The organism is Rhizobium sp. Rhizsp82 (genome assembly GCF_047325115.1).
Classification (GTDB): Bacteria; Pseudomonadota; Alphaproteobacteria; order Rhizobiales; family Rhizobiaceae; genus Rhizobium.
Map to the genome: position 1 here is coordinate 1,791,628 of NZ_CP168570.1, position 20,102 is coordinate 1,811,729.

The window sequence follows — 20,102 nt, forward strand, 5'->3', positions numbered from 1 at the left end:
GGTTTCAGCGTGTGGTTTCAAGACCCCGCCCCAAACCCCTCCCCACAAGGGGGAGGGGCTTAATTCGCTGCGCTGTTTCAGCCCGCTTCAGGGCAGACCGGTTGCTGCAAGCTAGCCCCTCCCCCTTGTGGGGAGGGGTTGGGGAGGGGTCTCTTTTAATTTCAGCGTCTCAATAAGGCGCCTGCACCGGCCCCATGCCGACATAGACGGTCTTCAGTTCGGAATAGTGCTCCAGCGCCGCTGCCGAGTTTTCGCGGCCGAAGCCGGATTGCTTGGAGCCGCCGAAGGGGATTTCGACCGGGCAGAGATTGTAGGTGTTGATCCACAACGTGCCGGCTTCCAGCAGATCGACGACGCGGTGGGCGCGGGTCATGTCGGCGGTGAACACGCCGCCCGAGAGCCCGAATTCGGTGGCGTTGGCCCGGCCGATAACCTCGGCCTCGTCGTCGAAATCGAGCACGCACATGACAGGACCGAAGATCTCTTCGCGGGCGATGGTCATCTCGTCGGTCACATCGGCAAACACGGTCGGCTGCACGTAGTAGCCTTCACCCGCCACATTGTTCGGAATGCCGCCGCCGGTCAGCAGCGTCGCGCCCTCGGCCTTGCCCTTCTCGATATACTCGAGAACCTTCTGGCGCTGCGCCCAGGAAACCATCGGGCCGATCTGCGTTGCCTCGTCCATCGGATCGCCGATCACCATCGCCTCGGTGCGACTCTTCAGCCGCTTCAGGAATTCGCCCTTGATCTTCTTCTGCACGAAGACGCGCGTGCCGTTCGAGCAGACTTGTCCCGTCGAGTAGAAATTGCCGAGCATCGCGCCGCCGATGGCGCTGTCGATGTCGGCGTCGTCGAAGACGATCAGCGGCGACTTGCCGCCGAGCTCCATCGTCACATGCTTCAGGTGGCTGGCGGCCGCAGCCGCAACGCGGCGGCCCGTCGGCACCGATCCCGTCAGCGAAACCTTGGCGACGTCAGGATGATTGACGAGCAGCGGCCCGGTCTCGCGATCGCCCTGGATGACGTTGTAGAGCCCCTTCGGCAGGCCGGCCTCATGCAGGATCTCGGCGATGGCAAGCGCGCCGAGCGGCGTGTTTTCAGACGGTTTGAAGACCATGGCGTTGCCGGCGATCAGCGCAGGTGCGCCCTTCCAGCAGGCGATCTGCTGCGGATAGTTCCAGGCGCCGATGCCGACGCAGACGCCGAGCGGCACCCGCTTGGTATAGGCAAAGTCGCCGCCGAGCGGGATGTAGGAGCCGTTCAGCGCCGTCGCCGCGATGCCGCCGAAGAATTCGAAGCTGTCGGCGCCCGAGGTCGGGTCGGCGACGATGGTCTCCTGGATCGGCTTGCCGGTATCCAGCGTCTCGAGTTCGGAGAGTTCGCGGTTGCGCTCGCGCATGATTTCGGCCGCCCGCTTGAGGATGCGGCCGCGCGCCGTCGGGCTCATCGCCGCCCATTCCGGCTGGGCGCGCTTGGCCGCCGCGATCGCCCTCTCGACGATCGCGGGCGTTGCCGCATGCAGCCGGGCGATCACTTCGCCGGTTGCCGGATAGATGCTCTCGATCACGCTGCCCGCGTCATCCTCGACATACTCGCCGTCGATGAAATGCGATGCTTTCGGCTGGGCTTTCATGGTCAATTATCCTTGGATGGCTTGTGTTCGTCGTCCCTTCTCCCCTCGGGAAGAAGGTGGCCCATAGGGCCGGATGAGGGGGCGGCACGGGTGGCGGTCGCCAGAAGCGCGTTCACATAATCCTCCGTCAGCCCGATCGAAGCCTCGATGCTGATCGGTGCCGATTTCAGACTTTGGCGGATATAGAGCCCGTCGATCATCGCCGCAGCGCCCTCGGCGATGCGTTCTGCGGCATCGGCGGGGCAAAGCGCTTTCAGGTTGGCGAGCAGGTTGGAGCGCAGGCGGCGTGCGTAGATGACGAGGAAGCGGCGGGTCTCTTCCGAGCTCTGCGCCTCAGCATAAAACGCCAGCCAGGCGGCGATCGTCTCGGGCGCGAACTGGTCGGCCTGGAAGCTGACGCGGATGACGGCCGAAAGCTTTTCGCGCGGCGTAGGCGCCGCCTTCAGCGCTGTCACCGCGTCGTCGCGCAACTGGCGTAGAAGCGAGCGTACAGTCTCGATCAGCAGCTGTTCCTTGCTGCCGAAATAGTGGTGCGCGAGCGCGGGGGACACACCGGCCTTGCGGGCAATTTCGGACATGGTGACAGTCAGCGAGCCGTGATCGCCGATCACCCGCAGCGCAGCATCCACAAGCGCCTTGCGGCGCACCGGCTCCATTCCGACCTTCGGCATGACGTTCAACTTTCTCGAAGTTGAGGTCACCTTATTTTTGATTGACTGACCAATCAATAAAAATCTTGCGAAGGCTTGATAAAGGTCAAGTCTTTCCGGATGGGGATCGTGCAACATATCTCCCGCTCACAGGAGGTGTGTCATGGCAAGCGTCTTGGGAATGCCGTCTTCGTCCCTGCATTCGAAATGGATCTGGTTCGCCGGTCTCGGCGTGCTGCTGATGATCTGCGGCGTCATCGCCTTCGCAAACATCTTCGTCGCCACCGTCGCGTCGGTCTATTATGTCGGCATGCTGATGCTGGCGGGCGGCATCGTCTATCTCGCCCATGCCTTTCAGGTGCGGGGCTGGGATCACATCCTCTTCTGGGTGCTGAGCGGCCTTCTCTATGTCTTGGCTGGGCTCTTCGCCTTCATGAACCCGATCCTGGCGTCCGCGGCGCTGACGCTGTTTCTCGCCGTGGCGCTCGTCATCGCCGGCGTCTTCCGCGTCTGGGTCGGCCGGCGCATGAAGCCGGCCAGGGGCTGGGGCTGGATCGTCGCGAGTGGCGTGGTCACCGCGCTCGCAGGTTTCGTCATCGCGCTCGGCTGGCCGGTCAACAGCCTCTGGATCCTCGGGCTCTTCCTCGCCGCAGACCTCCTGCTGCAGGGGTCCACCATGCTCGCTTTCGGCCTCGCGCTACGCCGCAGTTTATGACCGTAATCCACAGGCCCGATCACGGATTATTTCTTTTTTTGACAAGCATATGACGTGAGACTAAAATTCAGCAATACCAAGGCACCGGCGATGGACCGCCGGACAAAACGCCAAGAATGGTCATGCGTCCCCCGTTGGGCAGGTTCTGCCCGGCAAAACGAAGGGAGGAATTTCATGCCGATGGTCACAGTCTCGATCTCACCGGTACAAGCAGCAGGCATTCGCGATGCCGTCGATAGCGGCGGTTATGCATCGAGCAGCGAAGTGGTCCGCGAGGCGCTCCGCCTCTGGGATGCCGCCCGCAAGCTCGGCGAATACAAGGACGACATTCTCGATGGCGAAAGCCATGCCAGGAGCGGCCGCTGCGTGGCCGACATGTTCGCCGATCATGAAGCGGTGCGCCGCCGCTCGGCCTAGTCAAGCGCTTGATAAAATAAGAAAAATCTGAATTGCCCTGCGGGCGCCAGAAGCGCCTGCAGCTTTCACAAAAGTTTCACATTGGGGAAAGGGTTCGTTGACCCTTCTCCTCCATCTTCGCTGCGAAATAGAAGACTTCACAGTGGAGAATGGCATGTCTCTGACTGCCGCCGTCGCGCCCGGCGTCGTTCGTCGCTATGCCAGCGATCAGATCGTGACGCTTGCTAAGCTCGTCGTAGAAAACGCCTTCCAGCCAATCGTCGAGGCCGGAACCGGAACGGTATTCGGCTATGAATCGCTCATGCGCGGGCAGGAGCGGATCGGCTTCGATTCCCCGGTCGAAATCCTCGACGAGGCCTATCGCTCCAACCAGCTTCTGCCGCTCGAGCAGATGGTTGCCAGCCGCGCGCTGGCCAAGTTCGCGACGCTCGGCAATTACGCGACATCGACGCTCTTCCTCAATCTCGACGTTCGCCTGATCCCGCATGGCGACCGGCTGATCGAAAACCTGCTGCAGCAGCTGAAGGCCGCCAACCTGCCGCCGTCCTCGGTCTGCTTCGAATTCTCCGAGCGCTTCGATAACACCAGCGTGCCGGAATTCGAGGCGCTGGTCTCCAAGCTTCGCCGCACCGGCTTCAAGCTGGCGATCGATGATTTCGGCGTCGGCCATGGCGAGATGAAGCTGCTCTGCGACTATGCGGTCGACTATCTGAAGATCGACCGGCACTTCGTCGCCGATATCGATACCAAGCCGCGCAAGCGCCATCTGCTGAAGAACATCGTCAACATCGCCCATGTTCTCGGCACCCGTGTCATCGCCGAGGGCATCGAGACCGAGGCCGAGTTCCTGGCCTGCCGCGAATATGGCGTCGATCTCGTCCAGGGCTGGTTCATTGCCCGCCCGACCACGCATATCTCCGAGCTCGTCCCGGCCTTTCCGCATCTGCAGGAACTCGGGCAGAACAAGCGCAACACCCAGTCGCTGGACGAAATCCTGATCCGCAAGCAGATCGAGCTGCTGCCGACGGTGTTCGAGAACGACAGCATCGATACGGTGTTCGAGCTCTTCCGCCGCAATCCGCGCCAGGGCTTCTTCCCGGTGCTGAACGCCAATGGCGAACCGCGTGGCATCATCCACGAACATCATCTGAAGCAGTACATCTACCACCCCTTCGGTCGCGATCTGCTGAAGAACAAGATCTACGAGCGGCCGATCTCCGAATTCGTCGAGATCGCCCCGATCGTCAGCCTCGACAGCGATGCCGAGCGGTTGATGTCGATCTTCGCCAATATGGAAGGCAGCAACTGCCTGATCCTGACGGATAACATGCGCTATGCTGGCGTCGTCTCCGCCGCAGCGCTGATCAAGGTCATCAACGAAAAGCAGCTGAAGATCGCCCAGGACCAGAACCCGCTGACGGGCCTGCCGGGCAATCACGCGATCCGCGATTTCATGCGCCAGTCCGGCCGCGACGGCGATGGCGTGCGCCACTTCTGCTATTGCGACTTCGACAATTTCAAGCCGTTTAACGATGCCTATGGCTTCCATCTCGGCGACCATGCAATCTCGCTGTTTGCCGCGCTGATGCGCCGCTATTTCTTCGCCGAGCGGCATTTCCTCGGCCATGTCGGCGGTGACGATTTCTTCATCGGCGTCGTCGGGTGGACGCAGGCGGAACTGCGCGAGATCCTCGACCGGCTGATCAGCGATTTCCACGAGGATGTGCTCGATCTCTATTCCGAGCACGACCGCGCCAAGGGCAGTATCCGCGGCCATGACCGTTCCGGCGCCGAAGCGCTGTTCCCGCTGATGCGCTGCTCGATCGGCGTTCTGGAACTGCCGGATGGCCTCGTCATCGACGACATCAACCGCGTCGGCGCCGAGATCGCCCAGGTCAAGGCGCATGCCAAGGAAAGCGCCGACGGCCTGGTGTTCAACGCGCTGGGCGAGACGAATTGACGCCTCTGCCACTTCTCGCCTTTTCAAGCATCGGGTGCTGAATTATCTCCTGTGCTTTCGGAATGAGGAGACCGGATATGCCCCTGCCGTCGACCATGCGTTTCGTCGATCTGCCACGCTTCGGCGCGCCCGATGCGATGACGATCGCCAGCGGACCGCTGCCGGTTCCGGGCGAGGGGCAGATCCTGGTGAAGACCGAGGCCGTCGGCGTCAACCGCCCCGACGTCGCGCAGCGCCAGGGCGCCTATCCGCCGCCGAAGGACGCCAGCCCCATTCTCGGCCTCGAACTCTCCGGCGAAGTCGTCGCGATCGGCCCCGGCGTCACCGGCTACGCGATCGGTGACAAGGTCTGCGGCCTCGCCAATGGCGGCGCCTATGCCGAATATTGCCTGCTGCCGGCAGGCCAGGCGCTGCCTTTCCCGAAGGGCTACGATGCCGTCAAGGCTGCCGCGCTGCCGGAAACCTTCTTCACTGTCTGGGCCAATCTCTTCCAGATGGCCGGATTGACCGAAGGCGAAAGCGTGCTGATCCACGGCGGCTCCAGCGGCATCGGCACCACGGCGATCCAGCTCGCCAAGGCTTTTGGCGCTACCGTTTACGCGACCGCCGGTTCGGCCGACAAATGCGACGCCTGCGTCAAGCTCGGCGCGGCGAAAGCGATCAACTACAGGACGGAGGACTTCGCCGAGGTCATCAAGGCGGAAACCGCGGGGCAGGGCGTCGATGTCGTGCTCGACATGATCGGTGCGGCCTATTTCGAGAAGAACATCGCCTCGCTCGCCAAGGACGGCTGCCTGTCGATCATCGCCTTCCTCGGCGGCTCGATGGCCGAAAAGGTCAATCTGACGCCGATCATGGTCAAGCGGCTGACGGTGACCGGCTCGACCATGCGCCCGCGCACCGCCGAAGAAAAGCGCGCCATCCGCGACGATCTCCTCTCGCAGGTCTGGCCGCTGCTTGAGGCGGGAAGCGTCTCACCCGTCATCGACAAGGTCTACGCCTTCGAAGACGTCGTCGAAGCCCACCGCCGCATGGAAACCAGTGCCCATATCGGCAAGATCATGCTGAAGCTCTAGGCTTCACCCACTCACCCACCGCCGTCATGCTCGGGCCTGTCCCGAGCATCTGCAACGGTCGACGTTGGGGCTTCAAACCCTCTTGTCCCTCAGCGACAGCGCCGCAACCACCGTGACGATCCCCGGCAGGGCCATGGCCGCATAGAGCCAGTGCGCCGCCGAAATGTTGCCATCGACCCCGCCCGGATGCACCAGTCCGGTGCTGTTGGCGATGACGCCGGCGATTGCCGCGCCGAAGGCGCTGCCGAGCGACTGCACGGTGGAGATCGCCGCGGACGCCTTGTCCTGCTCGGAATTCTGCACCAGCTGCAGCACCTTGGTGACGAGATGCGCCCATCCGAGCCCGACGCCGAAGCCCATCATCAGCATGGCGAAGGCCGCCGGTGCGAGGATCAGGATATCGGCCGTATGGTTTTCCCGCGCCAGAAGCAGTGCGAGCGCCGCCGTCGACAGCGCCTCGATCACGCATCCGGCGACGATCGCCTTGATGGCCGCAGGTCCGCGCAGGTTGCCGCTGAAGAAGGCGGCGAAGGTCCAGCCGAGCGCCACCAGCGCCGTCAAGTAACCGGAGATCAGTGGCGTCACGCCATGCAGGACCTGCAGGAAATAGGGAATGTAGATATCGCTGGTCAGCACCACGAGCAGCGTGAACATGGTGAGATAGACGCGGGCGACCGGCTTGACGAGCGTCACCGCCCCCGTCGGCAGCAGCCGCGTTCTGCCCTGCCGCTCGATCATCAGCATCAGCGCGATCGCAATCACCGAGAGTGCCACGAGCAGCGCCTTGGCGCCCGTCTGCTCCAGCGTTCCGGCGATGCTGACGAGAAGCACCGCGCCGATCAGCAGCATGATCTGCAGGAAGGGGATTTTGCTCTCCGCCCGGTCATCCAGGGCCTTCGGCAGCAGCCAGGGCGCAAGCACGGCCATCAGCACGCCGAGCGGCACGAGAATGATGAAGGCATGGCGCCAGTTGCTGCCATCGGCAAACAGCCCGCCGGCGCTGGGGCCAAGCAGCGTCGCAATCCCCCAGATCGCCGCATAGAGCGTCGAGGCTTTCGGCCAGAGATGTTCGGGAAAGGCAAAGCGCACGAAGGCATAGGCCAGCGCCGCCAGAATGCCGGCGCCGAAACCCTGCACGGCGCGTCCCGCAAGCACCACTTCCATGGCGGGCGCCGCCGCGCAGATCAGGCTGCCGCCGCCGAAGAGCACGGCGCCGAACACATAGGCGATCCGAAGACCCATGCCCCGCGGCCGCATCGCAACCGAGATCGAACCGAGAACCGCAGCCGCCACATAGAGCGTCGTCACCCAGGAGAGCAGCGGCAATCCGCCGATATCGCGCACGATCGACGGCGCGATCGTCGCCATGATGTAGCTCTCGACGGCATAGAGCGTCACGCCGCCGCCGAGCATCAGCGTTGCCGGAAGCAGGCCTGGAGTGAAGAGCTGGAAGACGGAGGATTTCGGGGCGGCGCCCTGGTCGATGCTGGTCATGCCTGTATGCCTTGATGTTTTCCCTGGCGGACATTATTTTCCAATTTATAATTTGGAAAATTGCATGCTTGTGTTATTAAAACAAGTGTGAACTTGGAAAAATAAATGCGCCAATCGCCTGCCAACCGTATCCTGCTTCTGCTGAAGACCGAAGGCCCGCAACTGGGCGCCGATGTCGGCGGCCATCTCGGCATCTCTGCGGAGGCTGCCCGCCAGCAGCTGACGAAGCTCGCCGAAGAGGGGCTTGCCGAACCGGTAACGGAGCAGGGCGCCGGCCGCGGCCGCCCGAAGCAGCTCTGGCAACTGACCGCCGCCGGCCACCAGACCTTCCCCGACGGCCATGCTGAACTCACAGCCGGTCTACTCTCGATCATCACCGCCGAGCTCGGCCCCGCCGCCCTCGACGCCGTCATCTCCGCCCGCGAGACGGAAACCCTTGCCCGCTACCGGCAGGACGTCTCGGCCTCCACCCTTTCCGAACGCGTCAGACAGCTCGCCGCCATCAGAAGCAGCGAGGGCTATATGGCCGATTGCTGGCAGGAGGAGGACGGCTCCTTCATGCTCGTCGAAAACCATTGCCCGATCTGCGCCGCCGCCAGCGTCTGCGCCGGCTTTTGCCGCTCGGAGATCGAGACCTTCCGCAGCGTGCTCGGCGCTGATGTCGAGCGCTCTGAACACATCCTGCTCGGCGCCCGCCGCTGCGCCTACCGGATCAGCGCCTAAGCCGCGCTCAGCTGCCGCTTGCTGCTTTCGAGGAACAGCAGGAAGCCGATTGCGCCCAGACCGGCGAAGGCTGCGATCTGCGCCGTTCCCGAATAATCCGTCAGCGTCGTACCGATCGCAAAGATCGTCGCCGCCACGCCGTTGCTGATGAAGACGCTGACCGAGATCAGCGAACTGCCGAGCCCCGGCCGGTCGGCGATCAGGTCCTGCAGATAGGTGATGGGAACGCTGAGGATCGCCGCCGCCCCGCAGGCATTGATCCCCACCAGCGCATAGATGTGCCAGGGCGCCGAGGCAAAGCCCGCAAGCGTCAGGTAGAGGCAATAGATCAGGCTGCCCGCGGCGAGGATATGCACATTGCGGAAGCGCTTCTGCAGCGTCCCCCACATCATCATGAACGGCATTTCCAGAAAGGCCGTCAGCCCGGCCATGAAGCCGACATCGACGACGGTGCCTCCTGCCGGATGGGTGATGATCAGCGGTGACAGCATGGTGTTCAGCCGCTGCAATCCCAGCAGCAGCGACATGGCGATGATGCGCTTCAGGATATAGGGCTGCAGGATGCGCTTCAGCGACGGCAGGAAACCCGGCGCATCCGAGAGCGGCCCGGAAAATTTCGGCGTTTTCCCGGCAAAGAAGAAGTAGAGAAGGAAGCAGGTGAGGCTCGCCGCCCCGGCAATCCCGTAGGCCGGCGTCATCGACTGCGCGGTCGCGAGATAAAGCCCGATCACCCCCGGCGCCAGCGCCCAGGATCCCGAATACAGCGCCCGCACCGTTGACGAGATCGACCCCGCCAAACCCCGGTCCATCCGGTTGGTTGTGGCGCGGATGCTGGCAAACAGGATCGAGTAGGTCGAGTTGCTCATCGGGATCAGCAGGAGCACGCAGAGAACGAAGACCGGCGCCGTGTGAAAGATGAAGACCGAGCCGAAGCCCACCATGCCGCAGACCGAGAGCATCAGCACCAGCGGCCGCCTGTCGGCCATCCGGTCCGACCAGATCCCCAGCGTCAGGCTGGTCGCCACATTCGCAAGCGCCGAGAAGAACACCAGCGCCGAATAGGCACCGTCGCTCATGCCGAGCTCGTTGATGCCGATGATCGACTGATAGGGCAGCGTCGAGGCATAGGTGAAGGCGAGCGCAACCAGCGTGATCGCCGGAATGCGGATTTTCGGTTCGCGGATGATGACGGAGAAGGCAGATGGCATGGATGTGATTCCCGATGCGCTACCTGTAGTCCCGCGAGGCGCGATCGGAAAACGATAGTTTGTGATGGGGATGTCAATTCGTGTGATGCAGTGCGACGGCGCGTGATTGCATCCGGTCATTCGAAAAAGATCAAATAATTGAATGACAGCGATCTGCATGGTGCGATTGGCCGGGCCGCAACGCTCTGATAGGACGCGTGCATGTCCAGCATATCGAAAACCCCCGCGCTCTTTGCCCTGATCGCCAGCGGTACCGTCCTCGGTATTGCCGGTACGGACCTGGTTCTGCCTGCTGTGCCCAGCCTGCCGGTGGCGCTCGGCGGGACGGTCGAGCTCGCTCAGCTTGTGCTTGCGGCCTATGCTTTCGGTACCTTGATCGGCCTTCTGACCTTCGGCGAGCTCGGCGCGAGGCATGATCCGCGTCTTCTGCTGATGATATCGCTCGCGCTGTTCGGCCTGGCCTCCCTTGCTGCCGCCGCCGCACCTGATATCGAGTGGCTGATCCTGTTGCGCTTCGCGCAAGGCGCTTTCGGGTCAGGACCTGCCGTCTTTGCGCCGGGCTTCATCCAGGGGCTCTATTCGAAGGACAAGGCGCCCGCCGCCATGGGCAGGCTCGGTTCGGTGGAATCTCTGGCTCCCGCCCTGGCGCCGATTGCCGGCGCCTATCTTCTGCAGCTCGGCGGTTGGAAACTGTCCTTCCTGCTGTTGGCGTTGCTCTCGGTGCTTGTCGGCGCCACCACCTTCGCGCTGCGGGCCGGGCTGCCGCGCCAGGAAAAGCTGCCGCATGAGCACAGCAGCTATCTGGCGATCCTCCGGAATTTCGAATTCCTCTGCTACGCGTCCAGTCAGGCGCTTTCGCTCGGCGCCCTGCTGGTTTTCGTCTTCGGCGCGCCGGCTGTCCTGACCGGGCCGCTCGGCAAGGGGATCGAGTATTTCGTGGCGCTGCAGGTCTGCGGCATCGCGGCCTTCATCGTCGCCGCCAATTCATCGGCGTGGCTTGCCGTAAGGTTCGGTACCGGCAGGGTCATTCGCACCGGCACGGCGATCATGCCGGTCGCCTTTCTGGCCATTCTTGCATATGCGCTTGCCGGCGGCACCAGCCTCTATGTGATCATCCCGCTCAGCATCGTCATGAACCTCGGCTTCGGCATCCGCGGGCCGATAGGATTTCATCGGGCCATCACCACTGCGCGTGGCGATCACTCGCGGGGAGCAGCGATCGTCGTGGCGGCGATCCTGGGGATCGCGGCGCTCGGGACGACGGCGGTCGCACCCTATATTTCGATAGGCCTGTGGCCGCTCGCGCTGGCTGGAGCCGTGCTCTCGGCATTGGCTCTCGCGGCCCTGGCGCCGCTCCGGGCCGCAGCCTAGACAATCGCCTCGTGCAGAACCCAGCCGTGACGCTGCACTGAGATCAAATCCCCACCCGCCCGAATGCCGGGATCTTCACGCCCGGATTGGCGATATCCACGCCCGCGACCAGCCCCATGAAATGCACCTCGAAGCCGCTGCGCGCCCCCGCCGCAAAGCCGATCAGGCCGTAGAGCGTCGCATGCATGTCGCGTCCATCGGGGTCGATCTCGAAGAAGCGGCCATCGGTGAGGAAATCGCGCCCGACGGCATCGGGCGGCAGCACGGCGCCGACTTCAGGGACGGTTCGCAGCACATGGGCGACGAAGCTGTTGGAGTTCGGTCCCGGATAGATGCGGTAGTCACCCGTCGCCGCATAGGGATAGGACTGGATCGCCGCCTCGACCCTGGGGATCAGCGCCTGCGCCTCCAGGCCCTTCAGCGCCCGCACGATATGCGGCGTATTCGAATACCAGTAGGCATCCGGCTGATAGTTGTTGCGGCGGATCGGCGAGCCCCAGCCGACCTTGTCATAGCGGTTATAGGCAGTGTCTCCCGCACCCTTGGTAACGATCCAGGAATGGCTGGCAACCGCGCCTTTCATGCCGCCCGTCGAGGCGGAGAGAATGTAGATCGCCGCCTCGCCATCGGCATCCGGCTTCGGCAAAACACCCGCCGATGTCCACTTCGCCTCACGCCAGCTCTGCGGCCGCTCCTTCAGCGCCCACCACCCCGCAGCCGCGATCGCCGGCAGCAGATAGATGACCGCGATTGCCAGAAACAGCCTCTTGAAAAACCGCATGAACGACAAAGCCCCTCAACCAGCGCCGATAGGATGATATTCCCGACCATGATGGCGCAATTGCGCCGGAGGCGGGGCCGAAAGTCGTTGCTTTCTCGGCCAGCGGCGCTATGGCTTTGACCATCTCATCCAACATTCCGGATTTTCCCCATGTCCAATCCCGTCACCGTCGAAGTCACCCGTGGTTCGCTCGTCGAAAGCCGTCATCGCGGCATGGTGGTCGCCGTCGATGGGGACGGCAAGGTGGTCTTTTCGCTGGGTGATGCCGATGCGGCGGTGTTTCCGCGCTCGGCCTGCAAGGCGATGCAGGCGCTGCCGCTGGTGGAGAGCGGCGCGGCCGATGCCTATGGCTTCGGCAACAGCGAATTGTCGCTCGCCTGCTCCTCGCATTACGGCGAGGATGCGCATGTCGAGCTCGCCGCCTCGATGCTGGCGCGCGCCGGGCGTGACGAGAGCGCGCTCGAATGCGGCACGCACTGGTCGGGAAACCAGGCAGTGCTGATCCATCAGGCCCGCACCATCGACAAGCCGAACGCGCTTCACAACAATTGCTCCGGCAAGCATTCCGGCTTCGTCTGCACCTGCGTCCATCAGGGCATCGATACCAAGGGCTATGTCGGCTACGACCATCCGCTGCAGCGCGAAATCCGCGGCACGATGGAAAGCCTGACGGGCGCCGTTCTCGCCCATGACAATTGCGGGGTCGACGGCTGCGCCATCCCGACCTATGCCGTACCGCTGAAGCGCCTGGCGCATGGCTTTGCCAGGATGACGACCGGCAAAGGCCTCGAGCCACTGCGCGCCCGCGCCTCAAAGCGGTTGATGGAAGCCTGTATGGCCGAGCCCTTCTATGTCTCCGGCACCGGCGGCACCTGCACGGCGCTGATGCAGATCGCCCCCGGCAAGATCTTTGCCAAGACCGGTGCCGAAGGCGTCTTCTGCGCCACGCTTCCGGAGCAGGGGATTGCCGTCGCACTGAAATGCGAAGACGGCACGACGCGCGCCGCCGAAGCCATGGTTGCCGCCACGCTCGCCCGCTTTTTCGAAAGGGGCGGCGAAACGCATGCGGCATTGATGGCGCTCGCCACCCGTCCGATCCACAATCGCAATGGCGCAGTGGTGGGCGAGGTGCGCGCCACGGCTGCGTTTTCCTAACGACCCGTGCCGTTGCGGCACATAAGCTTTACAAAAATCAGCAAACACTAATATGGATTAAACCAATTCCGGCGGCTGCGCGTGCGGCCGCCGGAATTTGTCCTACAATGGCGCGAGGTTCCACTCCTTCCATGCCATGAGGGCAGGATATGTTTGCAGGCCGCTATCTCTGGTGGATGCTGATCGCAGTCGCGGTCTTCCTGTTCTTTTCGATGTGTTTCGATTACGTCACCTGGGCGATCGTCGCCATGTCCGGCTGCGCCGAAGTGGCCGGGTCCTGCGGGCCGATCGTGCTCACCATGTCGGGCGCGATGAAGCCGGCCGGCATGGGGCTCGCGAGCCTGATCATGGTGGTCTGCACCGTGGCGCGGCTGCGCTATCTCAAGGCCGGATGGGCCTGGGCTGCGGTGGCGCTGCTCTGGTTCTATGCCTCGGCGGGTTTCCCGGGCATCCTCGCGGCCGGCTGGACCGGCATGTTGCGGCCGGAAATGGTCGCCGAAAGTCTGCCTGCGGCGTTCCTGTTCATCAATGTCCTCTGCGCCTATCTGGCAATCCCGTTCGAGGAAGGGCGCACCGTGCCTTTCGGCGAATGGCTCTGGCTCAAGGGGCTGCTCTGGTTCTGCGCCGCCTATGGCGCGCTGACGGCGCTGGCGCAAACGCCGGGCTTCGCCGCCGCACCCGCCCGCCTGATCGGCATGCCCTGGATCGCATCCTCGATCGCCGGACTGCAGGCACCGCTGGAAAATGCCCTCGATCTCGGAACCGGCAGCATGATGCCCGCCTATGCGGTGCTCGGCCTCTTCGCCGCCGGCCTGGCCGCAACGCTGCTGCCGCAGGATCTGGCGCTGCTGCGGGAACGGCTGCTCGAACCCTTCATGCCACGAGGATCGCGCCGTTGAGCACCCGGTAGGGAGAAAGCCGCGCCTCCGCAATCCCCTCCGGCACGATCAGCCCGGAAACCTCACTGACGCCGAGAACCGGGCAGGGCGAGGCGAGATCGAGCTTCTCCTCCGTTAGCAGCACATAGGTCTCGACCGAACAGCGGGCGATATGCCGCTTGATCGCCGCCTCCTCGAAATCCCCCGTCGACAACCCGTGAACCGGGTGCGCGGCGGTGACGCCGAGGAAGAAGATGTCGGGCCTCAGCTGCGAGATCGCGCCCATCGCGGCCGCACCCGTCGCCACCATCGAATGCTTGTATAGCCGCCCGCCGGTCAGGATCACCTCGGCGGTCGGATGATGCTCCAGTTCGGCCGCGATCGTCGGGCTGTGGGTGGCGACGGTGAAAGCGATGTCGCGCGGCAGCCGCCGGGCAATCTCGGCCGTCGTCGTGCCGCCGTCGAGAAAGATCAGCTGCCCCGCCTTCACCATCCCGGCCGCCAGCGCGCCCAGCCGCTGCTTGGCATCTGATGCGACGGTGCGCCGCGCGGAAAAATCCGGCAGATCCGGCGAGAGCGGAAGCGCCCCGCCATGCACACGCTTCAGCAAGCCCTCGGCCGCCATCTCCCGAAGGTCGCGGCGGATCGTATCCTCCGACAGCGAGAAATCCTCGGCAACGCGCTTGGCCACCACCTGGCCGTCGCGGCGCAGGATGTCGAGGATCAGGGATTTGCGTTGTGTGGTCAGCATGGTCCTGCACGGAAATTTACGATGCTTCACGATATTGCCCGAAATGACTCGACAAGCAAGTAATTTCGCGCATTATCGTGAAATCCCGTGCATGAGGCCGGGAGTTGTGGAGTTTTGATCATGTTGATTTTGATTGCCGGTCCCTACCGGTCTGGCACGGGTGACGACCCGGCAAAGATGGCTGCCAACCTGAAGCGGCTGGAAGAGCCGTCCTACACGCTGTTCCGGGCAGGCCATGTGCCGATGATCGGCGAATGGGTGGCGCTGCCGGTCTGGAATGCCGCGGGCGGTGAGACGATCGGCGACGCCCTGCACGAGGAAATCTTCTACCCCGTCGCCCACCGCCTGCTGGAACTCTGCGAGGGCGTGCTGCGCCTGCCCGGCGACTCCAAGGGCGCCGACAACGACGTCCGCATCGCCCGTGAACGCGGCATCCCGGTCTGGCACCGGCTTGAGGATGTGCCGGGGTGTGCGGTGGCGGCGTAAGGGCTCGGCAGCTCCCTCATCTCTGTGCCCTTAGGGCTATGCCCACGGGATGTTACAAAGATGAGGGAGGGTCGGGGCTGCGTCCGATTTCCTCATGGCAGCCGCTCCGCCGCCACGCTATACATCTCCCCAAAACAGGGAGACGATCATGCTGACATTGTATTTCGCCCAGGGAACATGCGCGCTCGCGAGCCTGATCGCGCTGGAGGAAGCGGGTCTCGCCTATGAGCCGAAGAAGCTCAGCATCAAGGACAACGAGCAGCGTGCGGCCGACTATCTGGCGATCAATCCGAAGGGCCGCGTCCCGGCGCTGGTCACCGATCGCGGTGTGCTGACGGAAACGATCGCCATCCTCGCCTATATCGCACAGACCGTGCCGCAGGCAAAGCTCGCGCCGCTCGACGATCCCTTCGAATTCGCCCGCCTGCAGGCCTTCAACAGCTACCTCTCCTCCACCGTCCATGTGAACCACGCCCATAGCCGCCGCGGCGCCCGCTGGGCCAATGATCCCGCCGCGATCGCCGACATGAGCGCCAAGGTGCCGCAGACCATGGGCGAGAGTTTTGAGATGATCGAGAACAAGATGTTCGCCGGCCCCTGGGCCATGGGTGAGCAGTATACCGTGGCTGACGGCTACCTCTTCACCATGACCAAGTGGCTCCCCGGCGACGGCGTCGACATGGCCCGCTTCCCGAAGGTTTCCGCCCACTACGCCCGCATGCTGGAACGCCCGGCCGTCAATGCGGCATTGGCCAAAGACCAGGCCTAAGCCCGATAGGTCGCCGCCAGCTTTTTCGGCGCCCGGAACAGCCAGGCATTGACGAGCCGCCCGCGCAGCTCGTCATCGCCGATCGCCGCCGCCCTGACCGGCAGCGACGGCCAGCCCTTGTAGTGGTCCGTCTGGAAATAGATCTCCGGCGCCATCTCGATCAGATGCTCCTTGTCGGGAATGGCGATCGACAGCACCAGCGTCTCGTTGTTCTTCACCGAAACAAACGCCTTGCCGCCGACCTTCAGCGCCGGATTGCCATAGGTCGTGCTCTGCTCGACGCCGGGCAGCCCGGCTTCCTCGGCAAGCCGGATCAGGCGGGTGAAGATGCTGTCCATTGTTTCGGGCATGGCGTTGTTCTCCCTCATTTCGGCGTGGGAGAGTCTATCACGGTGAATGCATCTCGCGGACCGATAACTTGGCGACCGCGGCCCCCTCATCCGACCCTTCGGGCCACCTTCTCCCCACTGGGGAGAAGGGAACTCGAGAGCGCCGCTCGCGCCAACATCCCTCTCCCCCGCGCGGGGGGGCCGAAGGACGGGTCGAGACCGTCGGCTCGACCCCGGTGGGTAGGGCGAGGGGGCTCCGGGCGATGTGCTCAATAATGTAGTCTCACGCGCACCGCGCCAGCCGCGCCACCTCGAACCGCGTCGGCTTCGGCTTCGGAAAACCCAGCGGCAAATCGGCGATCTCCCGTTGCGACATCGCCGCGATCTCGCAATGCGCCAGCGGATCATCAGGCACCACGGGAGCCGAAACCAGTTCATTCCAGAAAAACTTCAGAAGCGACATGGCAATCCTCGCTTTCCTCGCAAAACGGAACGGCAGCGCGGCAACGTTCAAAGCTGCGCATAAAGTTGGTTCCGATCGATTTTGATGCCTGAAATATCGCGCTCCCCACACTCGTTTTCAATTGAGATTACGCGGCGCCCACTATAGAAAACCTATATGCGAAACCTGAACTCCGTCCATCTGAACGGCCTGCGGGCGCTGGAAGCGGTTGGCCGTCTCGGCTCGCTGCAGCTGGCGGCCGATGAGCTCGGTGTCTCGGTCGGCGCCGTCAGCCAGCAGGTCATAAAGGCCGAGGCGCAGCTGGAGCGGGCGATCTTCGAGCGTACGCCGAAGGGCATGGTGGTCACCGAAGCCGGGGCGGCGGTTCTGGCGACGCTGAGCGAGGGCATGGCGCGTCTCTCGGAAGCCGTGTCTATGGCGCAGAAGAAGGACGAGACGACGCTGACGATTTCGGTGGCGCCGGTCTTTGCGGCGCGCTGGCTGGTCTACCGGCTCGATCGCTTTGCCGAGCATTTCCCCGATATCAATCTGCGCATCGATGCGACGACAAGGCTCGTCAATCCGGCGGCCTCCGATGTCGATCTCGGCATCCGCGTCGGCAGCGGCCAGTGGCCGGGCGTCAGGGCGGAGCTGCTGTTGCAGCAGGAGGTCTTTCCGGTCTGCGCGCCGCGCGTCGCCGAAGGTCTCCGGGAGCCGCGCGATATCCTCAAACTCCCCGCCATCATCGATGGCAAGGCGATGTTCTCATGGGAAGTCTGGATGCGCGAGGCCGGTCTCTCCGGCTCGACGCTGACGACGCGGCATGTGTTCAACGACGCCTCGCTCTGCCTCGATGCGGCGATCGCCGGGCAGGGGGTGATGCTCGCCTGGCAGACGCTTGCGGGTTATTCGCTGCAGGCCGGCCAGCTCGTGGCGCCCTTCGGCATCCGCGCCAGAACCGGCTTCGGCCATTATTTCATCACCGCGGAAGGCACGCGCGAGCCGAAGAAGGTCCGCGCGTTCAAGGAGTGGATCCGTTTCGAGATGAAGGAAACGGAAGCGCTGTTTGCCTGATCAGCTGGGCTCGGCGGCGCGGCCGGCTTGCATCTTCAGGTAAGCCGGGCGCGACTGGCAGCGCTTGATCCAGGCGTCGATATGCGGCCGTGCCGTAAACAGCGCTTCTTCCGTTTGCGCGTAACGCAGCACTTCCGCGATGTTGAGGTCGGCGGCGGTGAAGCGGTCGGTGGCAACCCATTCATTCCTGGACAGATGCTGCTCCAGCACGTCGAGCGGCCGCTTCAGCTGGCGGGTGGCAACAGCGATCACCGACTTGCCGCCCTCGGTATTCTCAAGCCCATTGTCATAGGTCTTGACGATCTGGATCGTCTGCACCTCGACTTCCGATGTCGCCCAGACCGACCACATGCTGATCAGCGCTTCTTCCTGCAGCGTCCTCGGCGCCAGCGCCCCGCCATGCTTTTTGGCGAGATACTGGGTGATCGCCAGCGACTCATGCATGACGAAGCCGTCGTCTTCGATGCTCGGGATCATCGCCATCGGATTGACGTCGAGGAACTCGGGCGAGCGCGTGTGGAGCGGCGTGCCGGCCGCAGCCGGATCGGCGATCCGGAAGACCTGCAGAACCGGGACATATTCGAACGGAATGCCGAGCTCCTCGGCCATCCAGTAGACGCGCGAGGCGCGGGAGCGGTAAACGCCGTAGATCTTCAGCATGTCGGTATCCCCTCTGGTTTCGCGCGGACCCTATAAACGCCGCTGCCTGCGGAAAAGTGGCTGTGGCTGATGGACCGATGAAAGCTTTTGATATGTCGTCAGATGATGCGGTTTCGCTCGATCTGCAGATGCGGAAAGGCCTCGGCGCCCGCCTTCGCGAGATCGCTTGTCTGCCTCTTCTCCCAAGCATAGCCGAAGACCGCGCCGTCCTTCATCGCCTCGAAGACATTGTCTGCAATGATCGCCGTTCCCGCCCCGTCGGCAACCGAAACGGCGCAGCCGACGGCCGATTGCCGGATGACGTTTCCTGTCACCACCAGATTGCGGAGATAGGGACCCCAGCCGAGCTGCAGCGCCCAGTAAGGCGCGCCTTCTATGACATTGCCGGAGATCACCGTATCGGCTTCCGCGGCAATGCCGGTGCCGAAGGCGACGTCGGGCTTGTAGGGGCCGTCGAGCTTCAGATTGCGCACGACATTGCCGGTGATGCTGACGAGACGGCCGCCCTCGTTGAAATTGGCGATCGAGATGCCGTTGGCCGCGCCATCGACGAGATTGCCCGACACCACAGCGCCCTGAAACGCAAATTCGACATAGATCGCCGTCTCGCCGGAGCGCAGGCATTGATTGGCGCTGATCTGCACGTTGTCGCCGGAATTGGCGCGGATGGCGGTGAAGGCGCAGTCCGAAATGTGGTTGTTGGCAACCATCACGCCGCCGGCGCGGAACACGTTGATGCCATTGCCATTTTCGCCGGTCCCGCCGTCATCGGCGCGAATGCGGGTGATGCGGTTTCCGATGACGACGCTGTTGTCCTCGCCCTTGTCCCAGCGGTGGATCAGGATGCCGCCATTGCCGCAGTCGCTCACGGTGTTGCCGTCGATCGTCAGCCCCGCCGAATTGACGGCGAAGATGCCCGCCTGGCCTGAGCCGGAAAAGCGCGAGCGCTCCACCCGCCCGGCGCAGCGTTCCAGCCGCAGGCCATGCTTAGTGCCGCCGCGGATTTCGCAATTGTCGATCGAGAGTGCGCCGATCCCCGTCAGTTGCAGAAGCCCGCCGTTCAGATCCTCCGCCGTGCCGCCGCCACTTTCGATCGTGATGCCAGAAAGCTCGATCCGCCGTGCCCCTTCGGCGGAATTCAGCGGCCCGGTATGGACGATGCGCGACGCGCCGGGAACGCCGGTGATCCTGATACGGTCGGGCAGCACGAGATTGGTCGCCTTGTAGGTTCCGGGCGGCAGGTAAAGCGGCGTATCGCTGCCGGCCGCCGTGTCGATCATCGCCTGCAGGTCGCTCTTCTTCATGCTGGAGGCATCGAGCGCGCCGCGCAGCGCCGGCGGCTTGCTGGCAGAATGGGCAGGGCGCGCAAAGGGGAGTGCCGCCGCCGTAGCAAGCAGTGCAAGTATAGCCCGGCGTTCAACCATGCGGCATCCTCTGGTTGCTATGGAACACATAGCTATTTCGGAACAAATGGATGTTTGTTTTTGGCACGAAAACCTTGCCTGTCAGTAACCGCAGGGCGCAAACGCA

21 protein-coding genes are annotated in these 20,102 nt (G+C 63.6%); 11 read left to right on the plus strand and 10 right to left on the minus strand.

What is annotated here, in order from left to right:
• Positions 1 to 169 precede the first annotated feature (169 nt).
• Entirely contained in the window at positions 170 to 1,633 is a 1,464-nt protein-coding gene (betB, locus tag ACEN84_RS13605; protein WP_413711139.1) for a betaine-aldehyde dehydrogenase, read from the minus strand.
• Between the two features lie 2 nt (positions 1,634 to 1,635).
• Positions 1,636 to 2,304 (minus strand): transcriptional regulator BetI, encoded by a 669-nt coding sequence (betI, locus tag ACEN84_RS13610; RefSeq protein ID WP_413711140.1) that lies wholly within the window; start codon positions 2,302 to 2,304, stop codon positions 1,636 to 1,638.
• A 142-nt stretch (positions 2,305 to 2,446) separates the two neighbouring features.
• Here betI and ACEN84_RS13615 point away from each other — a divergent pair, with 142 nt between their 5' ends.
• From ACEN84_RS13615 to ACEN84_RS13630, 4 genes are all read left to right on the plus strand, one after another.
• On the plus strand, positions 2,447 to 2,998 hold the full coding sequence (locus ACEN84_RS13615; protein WP_413711141.1) for an HdeD family acid-resistance protein: 552 nt from the start codon (positions 2,447 to 2,449) through the stop codon (positions 2,996 to 2,998).
• A gap of 174 nt (positions 2,999 to 3,172) precedes the next feature.
• Entirely contained in the window at positions 3,173 to 3,415 is a 243-nt protein-coding gene (locus ACEN84_RS13620; protein WP_112719257.1) for a type II toxin-antitoxin system ParD family antitoxin, read from the plus strand.
• Positions 3,416 to 3,569: 154 nt separating this feature from the next.
• Positions 3,570 to 5,375, plus strand: coding sequence for a GGDEF domain-containing protein (locus tag ACEN84_RS13625; protein ID WP_413711142.1), 1,806 nt, complete (start codon positions 3,570 to 3,572; stop codon positions 5,373 to 5,375).
• A 77-nt stretch (positions 5,376 to 5,452) separates the two neighbouring features.
• Positions 5,453 to 6,451 (plus strand): NAD(P)H-quinone oxidoreductase, encoded by a 999-nt coding sequence (locus ACEN84_RS13630; protein ID WP_413711143.1) that lies wholly within the window; start codon positions 5,453 to 5,455, stop codon positions 6,449 to 6,451.
• A gap of 72 nt (positions 6,452 to 6,523) precedes the next feature.
• Here ACEN84_RS13630 and ACEN84_RS13635 read toward each other — a convergent pair whose 3' ends face one another.
• Positions 6,524 to 7,945: an MFS transporter gene (locus ACEN84_RS13635; protein ID WP_413711144.1), complete on the minus strand. Its 1,422-nt coding sequence runs from the start codon at positions 7,943 to 7,945 to the stop codon at positions 6,524 to 6,526.
• A gap of 105 nt (positions 7,946 to 8,050) precedes the next feature.
• Here ACEN84_RS13635 and ACEN84_RS13640 point away from each other — a divergent pair, with 105 nt between their 5' ends.
• Positions 8,051 to 8,668 (plus strand): helix-turn-helix transcriptional regulator, encoded by a 618-nt coding sequence (locus tag ACEN84_RS13640; RefSeq protein WP_413711145.1) that lies wholly within the window; start codon positions 8,051 to 8,053, stop codon positions 8,666 to 8,668.
• Here the strand turns inward: ACEN84_RS13640 and ACEN84_RS13645 are convergent.
• Positions 8,665 to 9,876: an MFS transporter gene (locus ACEN84_RS13645; RefSeq protein WP_413711146.1), complete on the minus strand. Its 1,212-nt coding sequence runs from the start codon at positions 9,874 to 9,876 to the stop codon at positions 8,665 to 8,667. The genes ACEN84_RS13640 and ACEN84_RS13645 overlap by 4 nt on opposite strands.
• A gap of 201 nt (positions 9,877 to 10,077) precedes the next feature.
• Here ACEN84_RS13645 and ACEN84_RS13650 point away from each other — a divergent pair, with 201 nt between their 5' ends.
• Entirely contained in the window at positions 10,078 to 11,247 is a 1,170-nt protein-coding gene (locus ACEN84_RS13650) for an MFS transporter (RefSeq protein ID WP_413711147.1), read from the plus strand.
• Between the two features lie 43 nt (positions 11,248 to 11,290).
• Here ACEN84_RS13650 and ACEN84_RS13655 read toward each other — a convergent pair whose 3' ends face one another.
• Positions 11,291 to 12,028: a DUF3750 domain-containing protein gene (locus ACEN84_RS13655; protein ID WP_413711148.1), complete on the minus strand. Its 738-nt coding sequence runs from the start codon at positions 12,026 to 12,028 to the stop codon at positions 11,291 to 11,293.
• 150 nt (positions 12,029 to 12,178) lie between these two features.
• On the opposite strand from ACEN84_RS13655, the gene ACEN84_RS13660 reads away from it, so the two are divergent.
• Both ACEN84_RS13660 and ACEN84_RS13665 read left to right on the plus strand, forming a co-directional pair.
• On the plus strand, positions 12,179 to 13,183 hold the full coding sequence (locus tag ACEN84_RS13660; protein WP_112719248.1) for an asparaginase: 1,005 nt from the start codon (positions 12,179 to 12,181) through the stop codon (positions 13,181 to 13,183).
• Positions 13,184 to 13,332: 149 nt separating this feature from the next.
• Positions 13,333 to 14,082: a hypothetical protein gene (locus tag ACEN84_RS13665; RefSeq protein WP_413711149.1), complete on the plus strand. Its 750-nt coding sequence runs from the start codon at positions 13,333 to 13,335 to the stop codon at positions 14,080 to 14,082.
• On the opposite strand, the gene ACEN84_RS13670 is transcribed toward ACEN84_RS13665, so the two are convergent.
• Positions 14,057 to 14,812: a DeoR/GlpR family DNA-binding transcription regulator gene (locus ACEN84_RS13670; RefSeq protein ID WP_413711150.1), complete on the minus strand. Its 756-nt coding sequence runs from the start codon at positions 14,810 to 14,812 to the stop codon at positions 14,057 to 14,059. The genes ACEN84_RS13665 and ACEN84_RS13670 overlap by 26 nt on opposite strands.
• 120 nt (positions 14,813 to 14,932) lie before the next feature.
• Between ACEN84_RS13670 and ACEN84_RS13675 the strand changes: the two genes are divergently transcribed.
• Both ACEN84_RS13675 and ACEN84_RS13680 read left to right on the plus strand, forming a co-directional pair.
• The gene (locus ACEN84_RS13675) at positions 14,933 to 15,298 is read left to right on the plus strand and encodes a DUF4406 domain-containing protein (RefSeq protein WP_199626405.1); all 366 of its coding nucleotides are present in this window, start codon (positions 14,933 to 14,935) and stop codon (positions 15,296 to 15,298) included.
• 148 nt (positions 15,299 to 15,446) lie between these two features.
• The gene (locus ACEN84_RS13680; RefSeq protein ID WP_413711151.1) at positions 15,447 to 16,067 is read left to right on the plus strand and encodes a glutathione S-transferase family protein; all 621 of its coding nucleotides are present in this window, start codon (positions 15,447 to 15,449) and stop codon (positions 16,065 to 16,067) included.
• Here ACEN84_RS13680 and ACEN84_RS13685 read toward each other — a convergent pair.
• Together ACEN84_RS13685 and ACEN84_RS13690 are read right to left on the minus strand one after the other, a co-directional pair.
• Positions 16,064 to 16,417 (minus strand): MmcQ/YjbR family DNA-binding protein, encoded by a 354-nt coding sequence (locus tag ACEN84_RS13685; protein ID WP_413711152.1) that lies wholly within the window; start codon positions 16,415 to 16,417, stop codon positions 16,064 to 16,066. The genes ACEN84_RS13680 and ACEN84_RS13685 overlap by 4 nt on opposite strands.
• Positions 16,418 to 16,679: 262 nt before the next feature.
• Complete coding sequence (locus ACEN84_RS13690) at positions 16,680 to 16,859, minus strand: hypothetical protein (RefSeq protein ID WP_413711153.1); 180 nt, start codon at positions 16,857 to 16,859, stop codon at positions 16,680 to 16,682.
• A 156-nt stretch (positions 16,860 to 17,015) separates the two neighbouring features.
• Here ACEN84_RS13690 and ACEN84_RS13695 point away from each other — a divergent pair, with 156 nt between their 5' ends.
• Positions 17,016 to 17,912 (plus strand): LysR substrate-binding domain-containing protein, encoded by an 897-nt coding sequence (locus ACEN84_RS13695; RefSeq protein ID WP_413711154.1) that lies wholly within the window; start codon positions 17,016 to 17,018, stop codon positions 17,910 to 17,912.
• Here ACEN84_RS13695 and ACEN84_RS13700 read toward each other — a convergent pair whose 3' ends face one another.
• A complete protein-coding gene (locus tag ACEN84_RS13700; protein ID WP_413711155.1) occupies positions 17,913 to 18,572 on the minus strand; it encodes a glutathione S-transferase family protein in 660 nt (219 codons plus the stop codon). It lies immediately after the preceding gene.
• 98 nt (positions 18,573 to 18,670) lie between these two features.
• Positions 18,671 to 19,996, minus strand: coding sequence for a TIGR03808 family TAT-translocated repetitive protein (locus ACEN84_RS13705; protein WP_413711156.1), 1,326 nt, complete (start codon positions 19,994 to 19,996; stop codon positions 18,671 to 18,673).
• Positions 19,997 to 20,102: the final 106 nt, after the last annotated feature.

Coding starts and splice junctions, on each gene's coding strand:
- betB (WP_413711139.1), bottom strand. CDS start 1,633: ATGAAAGCCCAGCCGAAAGCATCGCATTTCATCGACGGCGAGTATGTC.
- betI (WP_413711140.1), bottom strand. CDS start 2,304: ATGCCGAAGGTCGGAATGGAGCCGGTGCGCCGCAAGGCGCTTGTGGAT.
- ACEN84_RS13615 (WP_413711141.1), top strand. CDS start 2,447: ATGGCAAGCGTCTTGGGAATGCCGTCTTCGTCCCTGCATTCGAAATGG.
- ACEN84_RS13620 (WP_112719257.1), top strand. CDS start 3,173: ATGCCGATGGTCACAGTCTCGATCTCACCGGTACAAGCAGCAGGCATT.
- ACEN84_RS13625 (WP_413711142.1), top strand. CDS start 3,570: ATGTCTCTGACTGCCGCCGTCGCGCCCGGCGTCGTTCGTCGCTATGCC.
- ACEN84_RS13630 (WP_413711143.1), top strand. CDS start 5,453: ATGCCCCTGCCGTCGACCATGCGTTTCGTCGATCTGCCACGCTTCGGC.
- ACEN84_RS13635 (WP_413711144.1), bottom strand. CDS start 7,945: ATGACCAGCATCGACCAGGGCGCCGCCCCGAAATCCTCCGTCTTCCAG.
- ACEN84_RS13640 (WP_413711145.1), top strand. CDS start 8,051: ATGCGCCAATCGCCTGCCAACCGTATCCTGCTTCTGCTGAAGACCGAA.
- ACEN84_RS13645 (WP_413711146.1), bottom strand. CDS start 9,876: ATGCCATCTGCCTTCTCCGTCATCATCCGCGAACCGAAAATCCGCATT.
- ACEN84_RS13650 (WP_413711147.1), top strand. CDS start 10,078: ATGTCCAGCATATCGAAAACCCCCGCGCTCTTTGCCCTGATCGCCAGC.
- ACEN84_RS13655 (WP_413711148.1), bottom strand. CDS start 12,028: ATGCGGTTTTTCAAGAGGCTGTTTCTGGCAATCGCGGTCATCTATCTG.
- ACEN84_RS13660 (WP_112719248.1), top strand. CDS start 12,179: ATGTCCAATCCCGTCACCGTCGAAGTCACCCGTGGTTCGCTCGTCGAA.
- ACEN84_RS13665 (WP_413711149.1), top strand. CDS start 13,333: ATGTTTGCAGGCCGCTATCTCTGGTGGATGCTGATCGCAGTCGCGGTC.
- ACEN84_RS13670 (WP_413711150.1), bottom strand. CDS start 14,812: ATGCTGACCACACAACGCAAATCCCTGATCCTCGACATCCTGCGCCGC.
- ACEN84_RS13675 (WP_199626405.1), top strand. CDS start 14,933: ATGTTGATTTTGATTGCCGGTCCCTACCGGTCTGGCACGGGTGACGAC.
- ACEN84_RS13680 (WP_413711151.1), top strand. CDS start 15,447: ATGCTGACATTGTATTTCGCCCAGGGAACATGCGCGCTCGCGAGCCTG.
- ACEN84_RS13685 (WP_413711152.1), bottom strand. CDS start 16,417: ATGCCCGAAACAATGGACAGCATCTTCACCCGCCTGATCCGGCTTGCC.
- ACEN84_RS13690 (WP_413711153.1), bottom strand. CDS start 16,859: ATGTCGCTTCTGAAGTTTTTCTGGAATGAACTGGTTTCGGCTCCCGTG.
- ACEN84_RS13695 (WP_413711154.1), top strand. CDS start 17,016: ATGCGAAACCTGAACTCCGTCCATCTGAACGGCCTGCGGGCGCTGGAA.
- ACEN84_RS13700 (WP_413711155.1), bottom strand. CDS start 18,572: ATGCTGAAGATCTACGGCGTTTACCGCTCCCGCGCCTCGCGCGTCTAC.
- ACEN84_RS13705 (WP_413711156.1), bottom strand. CDS start 19,996: ATGGTTGAACGCCGGGCTATACTTGCACTGCTTGCTACGGCGGCGGCA.